At 44.2% G+C, this 16,132-nt stretch carries 14 protein-coding genes; 6 read left to right on the plus strand and 8 right to left on the minus strand.

Going from position 1 to position 16,132, the window contains the following annotated elements:
- Positions 1 to 29: 29 nt before the first annotated feature.
- Positions 30 to 614, plus strand: coding sequence for a 5'-deoxynucleotidase (gene yfbR / locus L4D74_RS22005; RefSeq protein WP_428754669.1), 585 nt, complete (start codon positions 30 to 32; stop codon positions 612 to 614).
- Positions 615 to 724: 110 nt separating this feature from the next.
- Complete coding sequence (locus L4D74_RS22010; RefSeq protein WP_428754670.1) at positions 725 to 2,080, plus strand: anti-phage deoxyguanosine triphosphatase; 1,356 nt, start codon at positions 725 to 727, stop codon at positions 2,078 to 2,080.
- 27 nt (positions 2,081 to 2,107) lie between these two features.
- On the opposite strand, the gene L4D74_RS22015 is transcribed toward L4D74_RS22010, so the two are convergent.
- A complete protein-coding gene (locus L4D74_RS22015) occupies positions 2,108 to 2,710 on the minus strand; it encodes a tRNA-uridine aminocarboxypropyltransferase (protein WP_428754671.1) in 603 nt (200 codons plus the stop codon).
- Here L4D74_RS22015 and rrtA point away from each other — a divergent pair.
- Positions 2,709 to 3,266, plus strand: a complete 558-nt coding sequence (rrtA, locus tag L4D74_RS22020) for a rhombosortase (RefSeq protein ID WP_428754633.1) — start codon at positions 2,709 to 2,711, stop codon at positions 3,264 to 3,266. The genes L4D74_RS22015 and rrtA overlap by 2 nt on opposite strands.
- On the opposite strand, the gene L4D74_RS22025 is transcribed toward rrtA, so the two are convergent.
- The 7 genes from L4D74_RS22025 to tig form a co-directional block, all read right to left on the minus strand.
- On the minus strand, positions 3,258 to 3,551 hold the full coding sequence (locus L4D74_RS22025) for a ComEA family DNA-binding protein (RefSeq protein ID WP_428754634.1): 294 nt from the start codon (positions 3,549 to 3,551) through the stop codon (positions 3,258 to 3,260). The two genes, rrtA and L4D74_RS22025, sit on opposite strands and share 9 nt — an antisense overlap.
- A 180-nt stretch (positions 3,552 to 3,731) precedes the next feature.
- On the minus strand, positions 3,732 to 5,591 hold the full coding sequence (gene ppiD / locus L4D74_RS22030) for a peptidylprolyl isomerase (RefSeq protein ID WP_428754635.1): 1,860 nt from the start codon (positions 5,589 to 5,591) through the stop codon (positions 3,732 to 3,734).
- A 184-nt stretch (positions 5,592 to 5,775) separates the two neighbouring features.
- A complete protein-coding gene (locus tag L4D74_RS22035; RefSeq protein ID WP_102470995.1) occupies positions 5,776 to 6,048 on the minus strand; it encodes an HU family DNA-binding protein in 273 nt (90 codons plus the stop codon).
- A 194-nt stretch (positions 6,049 to 6,242) separates the two neighbouring features.
- Positions 6,243 to 8,594, minus strand: coding sequence for an endopeptidase La (gene lon / locus L4D74_RS22040; protein WP_428754636.1), 2,352 nt, complete (start codon positions 8,592 to 8,594; stop codon positions 6,243 to 6,245).
- Positions 8,595 to 8,712: 118 nt separating this feature from the next.
- The gene (gene clpX / locus L4D74_RS22045; protein WP_265675916.1) at positions 8,713 to 9,993 is read right to left on the minus strand and encodes an ATP-dependent protease ATP-binding subunit ClpX; all 1,281 of its coding nucleotides are present in this window, start codon (positions 9,991 to 9,993) and stop codon (positions 8,713 to 8,715) included.
- 123 nt (positions 9,994 to 10,116) lie between these two features.
- Positions 10,117 to 10,740: an ATP-dependent Clp endopeptidase proteolytic subunit ClpP gene (gene clpP, locus L4D74_RS22050; protein WP_250618449.1), complete on the minus strand. Its 624-nt coding sequence runs from the start codon at positions 10,738 to 10,740 to the stop codon at positions 10,117 to 10,119.
- A 102-nt stretch (positions 10,741 to 10,842) separates the two neighbouring features.
- Positions 10,843 to 12,147, minus strand: a complete 1,305-nt coding sequence (gene tig / locus L4D74_RS22055; RefSeq protein WP_428754637.1) for a trigger factor — start codon at positions 12,145 to 12,147, stop codon at positions 10,843 to 10,845.
- 539 nt (positions 12,148 to 12,686) lie between these two features.
- Between tig and L4D74_RS22060 the strand changes: the two genes are divergently transcribed.
- From L4D74_RS22060 to L4D74_RS22070, 3 genes are all read left to right on the plus strand, one after another.
- Positions 12,687 to 14,480, plus strand: coding sequence for a sensor histidine kinase (locus L4D74_RS22060; protein WP_428754638.1), 1,794 nt, complete (start codon positions 12,687 to 12,689; stop codon positions 14,478 to 14,480).
- Between the two features lie 3 nt (positions 14,481 to 14,483).
- Entirely contained in the window at positions 14,484 to 15,824 is a 1,341-nt protein-coding gene (locus L4D74_RS22065; protein ID WP_428754639.1) for a sigma-54-dependent transcriptional regulator, read from the plus strand.
- Positions 15,825 to 15,942: 118 nt separating this feature from the next.
- Positions 15,943 to 16,125, plus strand: coding sequence for a hypothetical protein (locus L4D74_RS22070; RefSeq protein WP_428754640.1), 183 nt, complete (start codon positions 15,943 to 15,945; stop codon positions 16,123 to 16,125).
- Positions 16,126 to 16,132 lie beyond the last annotated feature (7 nt).

The raw sequence follows: 16,132 nt of genomic DNA on the forward strand, positions 1-16,132 counted from the left end.
AGGGAGTATGTGCAATGGAAGACAGTTGTATCAAAGAAAGCCATTTTTTTGCCCACTTAGCGCGGATGAAGCTCATACAACGCTGGCCTTTAATGCGTTCCGTATCCAACGAAAACATCTCCGAGCATAGCCTTCAAGTCGCGTTTGTCGCGCATGCACTGGCGATAATAAAAAACAAAAAGTTTGGCGGAAAAACCAACCCTGAACGCATCGCGATCTTAGCGATGTATCACGATACTAGTGAAGTGTTAACCGGCGATCTCCCCACCCCAGTAAAATACTACAATCCTGAAATCGCCAAAGAATATAAAAAAATAGAAGCTGCGGCCGAATTAAAACTTCTGTCCATGCTGCCTGAAGAATTTCAAGATGATTTTAAGCCTTTTCTTGTCTCCACTAGTGCTTACGAAGAAGACACAAAAATCGTCAAACAAGCCGATTCTCTTTGTGCTTACCTCAAATGTCTTGAAGAACTCAGTGCGGGCAATCACGAATTTGCATTGGCGAAAAAGCGACTCGATCAAACGCTTAAGTCCATAGCGACCGAGGAAATGAATTACTTCCTATATACCTTTGCCCCGAGCTTTGAATTGTCACTCGATGAAATCAGTTAATCTGCCTCAAAATTAGGTGCGAAAACGACAAGACAAAACGAACAAGCAAACAAACAAACAAACAAACAAAAACACAATAACTCCATCGCTGACCGCTTGAAAATAGCATGATGGAGCGTAATGAGAGTGGTAACCCTATGCAGCTAGAACAACCGTTGATTTGGCAATCCAGGCACAGTGATGAGCACAAGCTACGCCGTAATGACCATAGGGACCCTTACCAAAGAGATAGAGCCCGAGTCCTGCATTCCGCCGCTTTTCGTCGCCTACAAGCTAAAACACAGGTGCATGGTACTGGAGGCAATGACTTTCATCGAACCCGCCTGACGCACTCACTTGAAGCGGCACAAATTGGCTCTGGTATCGTTTCACAGTTGCGACAAAAACAGCCTGAATACGTAGCCATTTTACCCAGCGATGCATTGATTGAAACCCTATGTCTGGCGCATGATATTGGCCACCCCCCATACGGGCATGGTGGCGAAGTTGCACTAAATTATATGATGAGAAACTTTGGCGGTTTTGAAGGTAACGCGCAAACATTCCGCATCGTGTCCCAACTCGAACCTTATACCGAACATAACGGGATGAATTTAACTCGTCGAACGTTACTTGGTTTACTTAAGTACCCCGCATATTTGAGCCAAACCTGCGCAAGAATTCAGCCAGAGCCAGTCGCACATCAACGTCAGCTTAAAGCCAAAGACTGGTCACCCGCTAAAGGCATTTATGACCAAGATAACGCGCAATTTGAATGGGTCACACAGCCACTCAGCCAAGGTGACCAATCGCAGTTACAACAAATGCGTACACCACTACCGAAATGTCACCAGCACCACAAAACCAAATTCAAATCTCTAGACTGCTCTATCATGGAATTGGCCGATGATATTGCCTATGGCGTTCACGACCTCGAAGACGCCATTGTGCTTGAGTTAATCAGTAAAGAAACTTGGCGAGCGAGTATTGAAGGTCAACTTTCCCTACAAGCTAATTCATGGTTTGCTCAGCATTTTGATGCCATTACTGAGTTGCTATTTTCTGGCAAACACTACCAAAGAAAAGACGCTATTGGGGGCATTGTAAACGCGTTACTCACGAGCATTTGTATCACACCGCACGCTGATATTGCCTTTGATTCGCCTTTGCTTCAGTTCAATGCCTACTTAGAGCCTGAAATGGCGCATGTACTCGCCATCCTCAAGCAATTTGTTAGTGAGCACGTCATACAAGTGCCACGGGTTCAGATTTTCGAATATAAAGGTCAGCAGATTATTATGGATCTTTTTGAAGCGTTCAGTGCGGATCCAACACGCTTGCTACCAGAGTCCACAAAAGAGGTTTGGCTGAGTACCGAAGGGAACAAGGCAAAAGAAATGCGTGTGATCGCTGATTATATCTCTGCAATGACCGACGGCTATGCACAAAAAATGCACCTACAATTGTTTGCGGCGCATTCGCATTGATCACGGCCATTTATCGGCGTTGGCAGACTAGTCGTAGTTTCGCTCAAAAACACCCGGTGGCATCTGCGAGATATGAAACTCAATCATTTGGTTAAAAGCAAAGATTAGCGTGGAAAAATCTCGTTCGGGTTCGAGTATAGACAAAATATGGTAGCCAGCTTCCACTGTTGACAAGGCATTACTCGTTGGGGCTTTTCTGATACGATAATCACCCTCAAGATCGGTCGGCAATTGCACCAATGGCAGCTTATGAAGGTTCTTCGATAGGGTCCAAATCTTATAGGCCTTTTTCCATGTACCATCTAATAAAATAATACGAAACGGTCGAGTATCATGGATTTGATCAAGCTGCTCTAGTGGCTGAGATTGCTCACCGAGAAATAACACGCAACTTCGAAAACTCTCGTCTGCCAATAATGCATTAAGTGCAGTATCATCTGAAAAGTCTTCACCGATGAATACCTGTGTCGAAGGTAAGGACAACTGCAATATTTTAGCCGTACCCAGTGGGCGTTTTTCCTCAGTTGAGTGCTGTAAAATAATCAATTCAGATCGGCTGTTAATCGATGTAATCCATTGACAGATACAGGCACGCTTTGCCTTAAAACATTTAGGACAATATCGCAACATGACCTTTTCTTTCGTCATAAGACTGGCTCTCATCTTACTACTTTGCATGGTGTTACAAATACCCGAGATCCAAAATTGGGCAATGTGGCATCGTGAAGCTATTTGTAACGGTGAATGGTGGCGGATAGTAACAGGAAACTTCTCTCACACCAACCTTGCCCATTTAGCAATGAATATGGCAGGTCTCATCGTCATTTGCTATTTGTTTAGACCTTCCGAAAAAGCACTGTATGCTCTGTTAGCACTATTATCCGTCTCGGTTGGTGCAGGATTACTGTTAACGAGCCTTGACGCTTATCTAGGTCTCTCTGGCGTCTTACATGGCTTATTTGCTTACTGGGCATTAACCGAATGGCTATCAGGAAAAAAGAGCAGTGTTTGGCTGGTACTGGGCGTTTGCATCAAGGTCGGCTGGGAAGCGGTGTTTGGTGCATCGGCCTCGACCAAAGACTTGATTGCTGCCAATGTGGCAACCGAGGCCCACGCTATCGGCATGGGCGCTGGTTTTACGTTCGCGTTATTGTACTGGTTGTATCAAAAACGTCATTTACAATAAGATTCTGGCACGGTTTTTTTCAACCGTTGCAGGCCCCACGCCTTTCACTTGCGTCAGATCATCAATGGTTTTGAAGTCACCGTGCGTATCGCGATACTCAACAATACTTTTTGCTTTTTCAATACCAATGCCGTTAAGCAACGCCGCAATTTCTTCTGGTGTTGCTTGATTCACATTAACGGTAATTTCGATACCTTCTAACTTATCGGCTTTGGCGGCGAAGCTCGTTGATAGCGGACTCAATGCACACAATACAATAAGCCAAACTGACAGCAATAATTTCATTTCTGATCCCTCTCTGATTAGTGATTCCTCAAAATACACTCAGTATCAAGAATAACCAGATGACAATACGTAAAATAAAACGGGCCGCTTTCGCGACCCGTTTTTATTCTACTATCAGTTGCATTGTTTTCGTGATCTCACAAGGGTTTCTCATGAATTCAACGAGATACTCAGCAACATTTACTCAGAAACAATGAAGTACTCAATCTCTGTGTTTTTACGCAGAATCGTTAGCACTGATGCTAAGTCTTGTTGAGTTGCAGCACGCTCCATCTGAGCACTAATTTGCTCGTTATACATAGGATCAGCATTTGACGCCACTTTACTCAGCTCTACCACTACGACATTGCCGTCCGCGTCTTTCGCTTGAGCAAAGGTCAACGCGCCTTCTGCTGGTTTCGTCATTGCAAAGACGGTACCAGCCAGTGGTGAACTACGATCAATCGTTTCAAGCTCACCAAAGCTTAACTGGTTCGCCGTCAGAGCGTCAGTGTTGCCTTCTTTGAGTTCGTTAACGAGTTGAACGCCAAGCTCCATTGCCGCTTGCTCACCTTTCACGCTTGCTAGCTGTGAGGTCACTTGTGCTTTCACTTCCTCAAGAGGTAATACTGTTTCAGCACGAATGTCTTCTACACGAACAACCACAATATGTTCTGGAGCGACTTCCATTGCCTCAGAATTCAAGCCGTCTTCCTTCACTTCAGGTGATTGAAGAGCTTGTACTACTGACTGGTTCTGTAGAACGTCTGGCAATTCTGATAGTGAGATAAAGTCTGTTGTTACTACATTTTGCTTAATTGCAGCAGCAGCATCATCAAGTGAATCTGGGTATTCAAAGGCGATTTTTTCCAACTCGTTTTGTAAGTTATAAAAATCATCAACCGCAAGTTGATCAACCAACTCTGCAGAAATTTCATCTTTGACTTCAGTTAAAGGCTTAGACTCTGAAGCTTTGATTTCATCAAGTTTAATGATGTGATAACCAAAGTCAGATTTCACTAACGCTGTCACGTCACCGACATTTTTAAGCCCAAACGCGGCTTCTTCAAATGCAGGGTCCATAACGTCACGCTCGATCCAACCTAAAGAACCGCCTTCTTCAGCACTGCCGATGTCTTCAGATTTCTCTTGCGCCAACGTTGCAAAGTCAGCCCCTGCATTCAATTCATCTAAGAGAGCTTGTGCTTTAGCTTCGTCATCACCTTGAACCAAGATGTGACTCACTTTACGCTGCTCCGACGTAGAGTACTTATCTAGGTGCTCATCGTAGTACTGCTGAATTTGCTCGTCTGAAATTTCAACGTTGTCTTTTAGGGCTTGAGCAGATAATTCAACGTAAGACACTTTTAGCTGTTCAGGGCGAGTAAATTGCGCTGGGTTAGCATCGTAGTACTGCTGAATTTCTTCGTCAGTAATCTGCGCTTGCTGTGCAAACTCTGCAAGAGAGAGCGTCAACGTCTTAATGTCTCGAGTTTGAGTCAATAGCTGGCTTTGTAACTCGATTTCGCTAGGAAGCGTGAATTCACTGCCTTGTAAAGCAGAGAGAAGTTGGTTACGCACTAAATCTGTACGTAGGTATTCAGCAAAGCTATCTGCACTAAAACCTGCACGGCGTAGCGTTGCTTGATAAATATCTTGGTCAAACTTTCCGTTACTTTGGAATTGAGGCATTTCTAAAATCATTTGGCGAATCTGATCGTCACCAATTCGAAGGCCCAAAGACTCTGCGTGTTGCTCAAGTAGCACATCGTTAATCATGCGATCAAGAACAGACTTGCGGAACGATTCCACATAATTTGGATCAGCCAAGAGCGTCGAGAAATAGTCGCCCATTTGAGATTGCATTCGATTACGCTCATTTTGGTAAGCTTGCTCGAATTCGCCACGACCGATCTCAACATTGCCAACTTTTGCTGCGGTGTTACCACTGCCACCCGCGATGTAGCTGCCTACGCCCGCAAATACAAAAGATAGGATGATGAGTCCAAGGATAATCTTAACAGCGATACTGTTCACGCCTTCGCGCATTCGCTCCATCATAATTTTATTACTCTCCAGATAGGAAGGTTTATCTTCTACTGAATAGGATAATATCAGAAAAAGAAATGCGCATCAGTAAGATGCGCATATTTAACAAAGGTTGGCCTTTTTAGCCAATCAAACCCCAAAAAGGTTCGATTTTTGCTCAGTTGGTAATCAATTTGCTTCCAACTGTAACAATTGATTAGTTACAAGCGTCTTTCAGCGCTTTACCAGCTTTAAACGCTGGCACTTTTGCTTCTGCGATTTGGATTTCATCACCCGTCTTAGGGTTACGACCAGTACGTGCTGCACGAGTACGCACGCTGAAAGTACCAAAGCCAACTAGCGCAACTTGGTCACCATCTTCTAGCGTTGTGCTTACTGCTTCAATAAATGCATCTAGCGCACGTCCAGCTGAAGCTTTAGATAGGTCTGCGTTCTCTGCGATTTTTTCTACTAATTGAGTTTTGTTCACTGTGTTTCCCCTTAGTGTTACCGAGTTATTATTTTGAAAAAGGTAACGTTAGTTCCGTTCTAGTAATAAAAGACCCTAAGCCTTGTCTATCAAGGGTTCAGAGTTACATAGCTAAAGTTAGTGCGACAAAAAAACGCTGACAAGCTTTTTTTACTTATCAGCGTATTTCTTTTACCTAAATTTGGAGCACATCACTATTTTACAGGCTCAAATGCGACACCAAGTGGTGAACGCTCTAGCGCAACTTCCAATACATCATCAATCCATTGCACTGGAATGACTTTCAAATCGGCAATAACGTTGTCAGGAATCTCTTCTAGATCACGTTCATTATCCTTAGGAATCAGCACGGTTTTAATACCGCCTCGGTGCGCTGCAAGTAATTTTTCTTTCAAACCACCAATCGGAAGTACTTCGCCACGAAGGGTAATTTCACCCGTCATTGCCACTTCAGCTTTTACCGGGTTACCCGTTAAGCTAGACACTAAAGCGGTACACATTGCGATACCCGCACTTGGTCCATCTTTAGGCGTCGCCCCTTCCGGAACGTGTACGTGAATATCACGTTTTTCATAAAAATCGGTATTAATACCCAATTTTTCTGCACGAGCACGTACTACTGTCATTGCTGCCTGAATAGACTCTTGCATGACATCACCCAGCGAACCGGTTTGCGTCAACTTGCCTTTACCTACCATGGACTCAGTTTCAATCGTAAGTAGATCGCCACCAACCTCCGTCCAAGCAAGACCCGTTACCTGACCAATACGATTGCTGTCGTCAGCTTTACCAAAGTCGCAACGTTGTACACCAAGGAACTCTTTCAAGTTATCTTGATTAACGACGACTTTCTTCAGGTCCTTGTTAAGCAGAATATTCTTCACCGCTTTGCGACAGATTTTTGAAATCTCGCGCTCCAGACTACGTACACCAGCTTCACGGGTGTAGTAACGAATAATGCCGATAATCGCCGAGTCTTCAATCTCGATTTCGTGTGGTTTTAAACCATTACGCTGTACCTGCTTCTCCACCAAGTGACGACGAGCAATATTTAGCTTCTCGTCTTCGGTGTAGCCTGACAAACGAATTACTTCCATACGATCAAGCAAAGGACCAGGAATGTTCATTGAGTTCGACGTTGCAACAAACATCACATCGGACAGATCGTAATCCACTTCTAGATAGTGGTCATTAAAGGCATTATTTTGTTCTGGGTCGAGTACTTCAAGCAATGCCGATGAAGGGTCGCCTCTCATGTCAGATGCCATCTTGTCGATTTCATCTAACAGGAACAATGGGTTTTTCACGCCCACTTTTGACATCTTCTGAATCAGCTTACCTGGCATTGAGCCAATGTACGTGCGTCTATGGCCGCGTATCTCTGCTTCATCTCGAACCCCGCCTAATGCCATACGTGTATACTTACGGCCTGTAGCTGACGCAATAGAGCGCCCTAGCGATGTTTTACCAACGCCCGGAGGACCAACTAGGCAAAGGATTGGTCCTTTAAGCTTGTTGATACGGTTTTGCACCGCAAGATACTCAAGAATGCGCTCTTTAACACGTTCCAAACCGTAATGGTCTTCGTTAAGCGTTTCCTCAGCTTTCGCCAAATTCTTTTTCACTTTAGAGCGTTTCGCCCAAGGTACGCCGACCATCCAATCAATATAGCTACGAACCACTGTCGCTTCAGCCGACATTGGTGACATCATTTTAAGCTTTTGCAGCTCTTGTTCTGTCTTTTCTTTCGCTTCCTGAGGCATTTTAGATTCTTCAATCTTTGCCTTCAGCGCTTCAAATTCATCCGGTGCATCATCTAAATCACCAAGCTCTTTCTGAATCGCTTTCATTTGCTCATTCAGATAGTACTCACGTTGTGATTTTTCCATCTGCTTTTTAACGCGGCCGCGAATACGCTTCTCAACTTGCAGCAAGTCTATTTCAGACTCCATCTGCCCCATTAAGAACTCTAGACGCTCGGATACGTCAAGTAACTCAAGCACTTGTTGCTTATCCACTAATTTCAGTGGCATATGCGCAGCAATCGTATCCGCTAGACGTGCAGCCTCATCGATACCACTCAATGACGTTAGCACTTCTGGTGGGATCTTTTTGTTTAGCTTAATAAACCCTTCGAACTGATCAATAGCACTGCGAACGATAACTTCTTCTTCGCGTTCTTCAAGCTCTGGGGTAATGAGAAATTCAGCGTCCGCCATGAAGAATTCTTCATCACGGTATTGGTTAATTTTGGCTCTTTGCTGACCTTCGACAAGGACTTTTACCGTGCCGTCTGGAAGTTTTAATAATTGAAGAATAGTGGCAACGGTGCCAGTGGTGAAAAGATCTTCAATGGTGGGTTCTTCAGTATCTGCTTCTTTTTGAGCGACGAGTAGGACTTGTTTGTCATTATCCATTGCCGCTTCTAAGCAACTAATGGACTTTTCGCGGCCAACAAACAAAGGAATTACCATGTGTGGGTAGACCACAACGTCGCGCAGAGGCAATACCGGGATTTCGATACGCTCGGAACGTTCCAAGTTCATATTATTCTCTCTTCCGCTTAGTATTATTTTCTGTATATGGGGGCGTATTCGTTGGATTCAATAAAAGAATAAAAAAAAGGAGGTATCAAATACCTCCTTTCTTTATCACTCTTGCAAATTAGTCTGCACTTGCGACCTGATTATCATTATTGCTGTAAATAAGCAGTGGTTCTGACTCACCATTTATTACACTTTCATCAATAACAACTTTGCTCACACCTGTTGCAGATGGTAGCTCATACATCGTTTCTAAAAGGACACCTTCTAGAATAGAACGTAAGCCACGAGCACCCGTTTTACGCTCCATTGCTTTTTTCGCAATCGCACGCAAAGCGTCTTCACGGAATTCAAGCTCAGCACCTTCAAGGTCAAATAATGCACCGTATTGTTTCGTCAGCGCATTCTTTGGTTCATTCAGTATCTGAATCAACGCTTCTTCATCAAGTTCCGTCAATGTAGTTGTAACGGGTAGACGACCGATGAATTCAGGTATAAGACCGTACTTCACCAAATCTTCAGGTTCTACCTGCTTGAACAACTCACCCGCCGTTTTGGTTTCATCTTTAGAGCGTACTTCTGCTCCAAAGCCAATACCAGCTCCCGTCGCAACACGCTGGTCGATAACTTTATCAAGACCAGCAAACGCACCACCACAAATAAACAGAATCTTCGATGTGTCTACTTGTAGGAATTCTTGTTGCGGGTGCTTACGACCACCTTGTGGTGGAACGGAAGCGATGGTGCCTTCAACGAGCTTGAGTAGTGCTTGCTGAACACCCTCACCTGATACATCACGGGTGATCGATGGGTTTTCTGCTTTACGCGAGATTTTATCAATCTCATCGATATAAACGATGCCGCGCTCAGCTTTGGCTACGTCGTAATCACACTTTTGAAGAAGTTTTTGAATGATATTCTCAACATCTTCACCCACATAACCCGCTTCGGTTAATGTGGTGGCATCAGCCATTGTAAATGGTACGTCTAGGAAACGAGCAAGCGTTTCAGCAAGTAGCGTTTTACCACTACCCGTTGGACCGATAAGCAGAATGTTACTCTTACCTAGTTCAACACCATCAGCTGTCGTATCACCATTGCGAAGACGCTTATAGTGATTATATACCGCAACTGAAAGCACTTTTTTTGCGTAGTCTTGACCGATTACATAATCATCGAGGTGCGCGCGAATATCTTTTGGCGTTGGTAACGCTTCAGATTCTTTTTTCGGCAACACATCTTTAATTTCTTCACGAATGATGTCGTTGCATAAATCAACGCATTCGTCGCAGACGTAAACAGAAGGGCCCGCAATTAGCTTGCGAACTTCGTGCTGACTTTTGCCACAGAAAGAGCAGTAAAGCAGTTTACCACTACCACTCTCTTTGCTTTTATCTGTCATTCGCTAACCTCTTAGCCTGTACTTTCTATGATTTGAGTGTATATCAATTTGGACCAAAATGCGCCCGAGAATTAATCATTCTAGGCGAACAATTTGGTCTATTTACAATCAAACCGTTATGGATCAACCTCGTTGGGTCAATACCTCATCAATAATGCCGTATTCAGCCGCTTGTGCCGCTGACATGAAATTATCGCGATCCGTATCTTTTTCAATCACTTCTAGTGGCTGACCTGAGTGCTCAGCGAGTAGCTTATTCAGCTTCTCTTTAATCGTCAGGATTTCTTGTGCGTGGATTTGAATATCCGACGCTTGCCCTTGGAAACCACCAAGTGGCTGGTGAATCATGACGCGAGAATTTGGCAGAGCAAAACGCTTACCTGGTGCACCACCCGCCAATAGGAATGCACCCATTGAACAAGCTTGACCAGTACATAACGTACTTACATTCGGTTTAATGAACTGCATCGTGTCGTAAATCGACATACCCGCCGTCACACTACCACCAGGTGAATTGATGTATAGGAAGATGTCTTTGTCAGGATTTTCTGATTCTAAGAAAAGCAGTTGGGCAACCACAAGGTTTGCCATGTTGTCTTCCACTTGACCCGTCAAGAAAATGATTCGTTCTTTTAGTAATCGCGAGAAAATATCATAAGAGCGTTCACCACGGGAAGTTTGCTCAACAACCATAGGTACTAGCGCGTTCATAATTGGCGACATTGCATTTTTTTCTTGGTAGCTCATATTCTTATGTCCCTAAAATAAATGGCCCGGATGATAAACATCATACGGACCATTGTTAGCAGAGAAGTCGACTCTAAGTCAACCTTCTATACAAGATATTGCTTATTGAGCTGGTTGCTGATTCATTAGCTCGTTGAAGCTAACTGCTTTATCAGAAACTTGTGCTTTAGCAAGAATCGCATCAATCGCTTGCTCTTCTAGTGCAACGTTGCGCATGTTGTTCATCATTTGCTCGTTTTGCTCGTAGTAAGCGATAACTTCTGTTGGATCTTCGTATGCTGTTGCCATTTCAGCGATAAGTGCTTTCACTTTCTCGTCGCTTGCTTCTAGCTTCTCAGACTTGATTACTTCACCAAGAAGAAGACCAACAACTACGCGACGCTTAGCTTGCTCTTCGAACAATTCACGTGGAAGTTGCTCAGCTGCTTCAGGGTTGCCACCGAAACGCTGTGCTGCTTGTTGACGTAGGCCAACAATTTCTTGGTCGATAAGTGCAGAAGGAACGTCCATTTCGTTCTCTTTTACTAGACCGTCAAGTGCTTGCTCTTTGATGCGGTTTTTGATCGCTTGCTTAAGCTCACGTTCCATGTTCTTACGAACTTCAGCTTTAAGTGCTTCAACGCCACCTTCAGCTACACCGAACTTAGATACGAACTCGTCAGTTAGCTCAGGAAGCTCACGCGCTTCAACTTTGCTTACTTTGATTGCGAATTTCGCCGCTTTACCTTTTAGGTTTTCAGCGTGGTAATCTTCTGGGAAGTTTACGTCGATTTCAAATTCCATGCCGGCAGTCTTGCCTTTAACACCGTCTTCAAAACCAGGGATCATGCGACCAGCGCCCATCTCTAGTGGGAAGTTCTCAGCTTTACCGCCTTCGAATTCTTCGCCATCGATAGAACCAACGAAATCGATAGTTACGCGCTTACCGTCTTCTGCAGCTTCTTCAACTTCAGCCCACGTAGCTTGTTGCTTACGTAGAGTGTCGATCATTTCTTCAACGTCAGAGTCGTTAACTTCAGTTGCTGGCTTTTCAACAACGATGTTTTCTAGGCCTGCTAGTTCAACTTCTGGGTAAACTTCAAACGTTGCAGCAAAAACAAGGTCTTTACCCGCTTCATTTTCAACAGGAGCGAATGTAGGTGCGCCCGCTGGGTTGATTTTTTCAGAAACGATTGCTTCGATGAAGTGGCGTTGCATTACTTCGCCCATTACGTCTTGACGTACTGCTTGGCCGTACATTTTCGCAACCATTTTCATCGGCACTTTGCCTTTACGGAAGCCATCAAAACGACGGTTTTTCGCGATGTTGCGTAGTTCAGCTGTCACTGCATCTTCGATGTTTGCAGCAGGAACAGTAATGTTTAGACGGCGCTCTAGGCCCTCTAGAGTTTCAACAGTAACTTGCATTCTATAAACCTCAGTTTGGCTCAGCTTTAGCCGAGCATATGAGCATCCATATCAGGTAAGCGATATGACTATCAGCTTAAACGATACTTCTGCTTCATCCTTGTTAGTGCACTAATGCACCTTCTAAATGGGTATCGATAATCATCAAACATGTTTCATGACTACCGGACTAATAAGTGACGTCTTCTTTTTTATGAAGTGTAACTTCGAAGGCATCTCCAATTAGTCTCAGGACAAAATTTCAGACGCGACATTCTAGCGATCTCAATCTATGGTGTCGAGTCGAACTCCAATCAATCGGTGGTTTTGTCACTAATTACTCAACGAAACGAACAAACCGAAGAGTTTCCTCTCGGTTCCAACCAGAAATGGGGACAATATTGCCATTTTCAAGAAAATAAACGTTTTTTTTTGTCAAACCTTTAAAAACGCGAACTAAGTCCACTTTCCCTCCTTGCTACCTCTCAGTTCATATAACTTTTTCGCCACATTTCGATCAAATTCGTTAACCTATGCACAAGCAATATGACGGAGGTGCTATGCGATTAAAACAGATATTATTCGGCCTAACCGTCCTGTTTGTTATCCTTTCCACACTCGGGGGAAAATGGTACTGGCAACACAACTTTGCTTTACTTAAAGAGCAGCATGAAAGCTGGCTCAGCCGATTTGTGGAAAATATCGACAGTAAACTCGACAAGTATCGGCATATCCCGCAACTTTTATCCCAAGATAAAGAACTTGTTGATGCCCTACTGACGCCAAACAACAGCGCTCAGCTTGAAATCACCAATCGTTACTTATCGCAGGCCAATCATGTTGTCCAAGCTTCTGACACCTATCTTATCGACAAGTTCGGCAATACCATTGCTTCAAGCAACTGGCGTCTTAAGCACTCTTTTATTGGTAAAAACTTCGCATTTCGGCCTTACTTTCAACAAGCGATAAGAGGACAACAAAGCACGTATTTTGCCTTGGGTTCAACCTCTGGGCAACGTGGCTACTATTATTCTTATCCCGTGACCTACGCCGCTGAACATATTGGCGTGGTCGTGGTTAAAATGGATCTCTCCACCATAGAGCGAAACTGGCAAAGTGATACCAGTATCTATGTCGCGACCGATAATAATCATGTGGTTTTCATGTCAAGCCAAACGGAATGGTTGTTCCACAGCTTAGCTCCGCTGTCTGCGGGTACCTTGAACAACATCAAGCGCTCAAGACAGTATCTCTCTACGTCTATTCCCGATCTCGGTTTTAAGGGTTTGTTGACGGCAGATTCGAGTATTATCACCAAACCAAACAACAATCTGTTTACTCAGAGTTACTTAATGAGCCAACGAGATTCCGGCGTGCCCAATCTCACCTTGAGGGTACTCACGCCACTTTCTACGCTTTACATCGATATATTAGCGTTTGTGTTTATCCTGTTTCTTTTATTTGTGACCGCTTATTTGATTATGGTAGTAATTGCTACACGCCAATCTAAACATCGACAAATTGAACGCCTTCAAGCAGAAGCAAAGCAAAAGCTGGAATTTCTGGTGATGGAAAGAACCTCAGAACTGCATGTTGAAATAGATGAACGAGTCAAAACCGAAAAAGCGCTCCGCAAAACACAAGATGAACTGATACAAGCCGCAAAGCTGGCGGTACTTGGACAAATGTCGGCAAGCATTAGTCATGAGCTGAATAACCCGCTCGCAGCCATTCGAAGCTTTGCTGAAAATGGTCAACGGTTTATCGAAAAGCAAAAAATTGACCGCGCGGAAGATAACTTAGCCAGAATTGTTGCGTTAACGGAGCGTATGGCAAAGATAAGCCAACAGCTTAAATCCTTTGCCAAGCGTAGTGACGCCGATGAACTGTGTGAAGTCAGCCTAGCACCCATTATTTTTTCCACGCTTGAGCTAATTCAGCCACAATTAAAAACCAGCCAAGTGGTCCTTAATTACACGGCCACAGAAGATGAAATTCTGGTGTGGGTCAATCCGATTCAAGTCGAGCAAGTGCTGATCAATTTAATCACCAACGCCATTCAGGCCATGGCGCAACATGAGACTAAGCAACTCAAAATTTCCATCCAGACGCATGACCATAACGTCGAAATCCATATCGATGATTCTGGACCTGGGTTAAACGATCATATCCTTAGCGAGCTATTTGAACCTTTCTACACGACCAAAGATAATGGACTGGGGCTTGGGCTTTCAATCTCCCAACAGATCATCCACAACCTCAATGGGAAAATCTCAGCGACCCACTCTCCTCTAGGTGGCGCACGTTTTACCGTTTCACTTCCCACCCGGCATGCCGAGACAAAGAAGGAATAACCTATGAGCCATGTGTTTTTTATCGACGATGAAACCGATATTCGCATTGCTTTACAGCAAAGCTTTGAGCTAGCCGATATCAACGCGCAGTGCTTTTCTTCAGTCGAAGACGCTCTGCTAGCGCTACAACGACAAACGCCTCCATTGGCGATTATTTCTGATATTCGCCTTCCCGGTTTATCTGGGATGGATTTGCTAAATACCATTACGCATCAACACCACAGTATTCCGGTTATTTTAATTACGGGGCACGGTGATATATCTATGGCAGTGCAGGCCATTCAAGACGGGGCCTATGATTTTATTGAGAAGCCATTCTCTGCCGATAGACTCATAGAGACCACGTTGCGCGCCATTGAAAAGCAGCAATTAACTTTAGAAAATGAACGCTTAAAGCAGTCCTTAAAAGTGAGCCAAACACTGGGCCCAAGGATCATCGGCGACACTAATATTATTCAAGAACTAAGGCAGACTATTACTGCAGTAGCCGACACCAGCGCTGACATTTTGTTATTTGGTGAAACCGGTACTGGCAAAGAACTGGTCGCGCGCTCTTTGCATGAACAAAGCGCACGACGAGATGCAAACTTCGTTGCTGTCAACTGTGGCGCGGTACCAGAAAACCTAATAGAAAGTGAACTATACGGCCATGAAAAAGGCGCATTCACAGGTGCAGATTCTGCACGCATCGGAAAGTTCGAACACGCTCAAGGAGGCACGCTGTTTCTTGACGAGATTGAGTCAATGCCAATACAAGCGCAAATCCGTCTCCTCCGAGTATTACAAGAAAGAGTCATCGAGCGAGTCGGTTCCAATAACCTAGTCCCTCTGGACATCCGAGTTATTGCTGCAACTAAAGTGGATCTCAAAACAGCCGCAGCTCAAGGTACCTTCCGTGAAGATCTCTACTATCGTCTTAATGTCGTCACGCTGCAACTCCCGCCACTGAGACAACGCAAGGAAGACATACCCGCGTTATTTCATCACTTTTTATTGGTTGCCGCAGCTCGTTATGGAAAAGCCGCCAATGCACTTCCTGCTACCGATTTACAAACATTGATGAGTCAAGACTGGCCGGGAAATGTGAGAGAGTTACGAAACTGCGCAGAACGATTCGTACTATTAGGAAAACTAAGTAATTCCGCTGACGCTAACCAAGCGAGCACAGACGCGCCACTTACCACGCAAGTCGCCGACTTTGAAAAAGCACTGATAGAGCAAGCTTTAGCTAGCTGTGATGGCAGGATCAACGACACGATGAACATTCTACAAACCGCAAGAAAAACGCTATATGACAAGATGCAAAAATATGGGCTAGACAAGAATAATTATAAAAATGACTAAGGCAACACAACGGTGACCACACAAAAAACCAAACAAATAAACTCGAAATTGGTTTAGCGGTTTCTATACTGAAAACATGAGTAACAAAATGTTAACATAGTATATAGAGAGGTTGCCCATGGGTGAAAAAACAACCGTTCCAGCCATTACCGAGACCATTGAGATTGATGGCGTCTATTATGTCGAGCAACGAGAGTATCAGGATCGTAGAAAAAAACCGACGCAACGGGTCTTTTATGAGCGACGCTCACAGCCAGATTCCCGTCTAGACAACATCAAACACATCGACGAAGAGGTTTAACCCTCTT

This window comes from Vibrio cionasavignyae (genome assembly GCF_050337155.1).
Classification (GTDB): Bacteria; Pseudomonadota; Gammaproteobacteria; order Enterobacterales; family Vibrionaceae; genus Vibrio; species Vibrio nomapromontoriensis.

Excerpts from the sequence above, each read along its gene's own strand:
- L4D74_RS22010 (WP_428754670.1), top strand. The coding sequence starts at position 725 with ATGGAGCGTAATGAGAGTGGTAACCCTATGCAGCTAGAACAACCGTTG.
- rrtA (WP_428754633.1), top strand. The coding sequence starts at position 2,709 with ATGACCTTTTCTTTCGTCATAAGACTGGCTCTCATCTTACTACTTTGC.
- L4D74_RS22015 (WP_428754671.1), bottom strand. The coding sequence starts at position 2,710 with ATGTTGCGATATTGTCCTAAATGTTTTAAGGCAAAGCGTGCCTGTATC.
- L4D74_RS22025 (WP_428754634.1), bottom strand. The coding sequence starts at position 3,551 with ATGAAATTATTGCTGTCAGTTTGGCTTATTGTATTGTGTGCATTGAGT.
- ppiD (WP_428754635.1), bottom strand. The coding sequence starts at position 5,591 with ATGATGGAGCGAATGCGCGAAGGCGTGAACAGTATCGCTGTTAAGATT.
- lon (WP_428754636.1), bottom strand. The coding sequence starts at position 8,594 with ATGAACTTGGAACGTTCCGAGCGTATCGAAATCCCGGTATTGCCTCTG.
- clpX (WP_265675916.1), bottom strand. The coding sequence starts at position 9,993 with ATGACAGATAAAAGCAAAGAGAGTGGTAGTGGTAAACTGCTTTACTGC.
- clpP (WP_250618449.1), bottom strand. The coding sequence starts at position 10,740 with ATGAGCTACCAAGAAAAAAATGCAATGTCGCCAATTATGAACGCGCTA.
- tig (WP_428754637.1), bottom strand. The coding sequence starts at position 12,147 with ATGCAAGTTACTGTTGAAACTCTAGAGGGCCTAGAGCGCCGTCTAAAC.
- L4D74_RS22060 (WP_428754638.1), top strand. The coding sequence starts at position 12,687 with ATGCGATTAAAACAGATATTATTCGGCCTAACCGTCCTGTTTGTTATC.
- L4D74_RS22065 (WP_428754639.1), top strand. The coding sequence starts at position 14,484 with ATGAGCCATGTGTTTTTTATCGACGATGAAACCGATATTCGCATTGCT.
- L4D74_RS22070 (WP_428754640.1), top strand. The coding sequence starts at position 15,943 with ATGGGTGAAAAAACAACCGTTCCAGCCATTACCGAGACCATTGAGATT.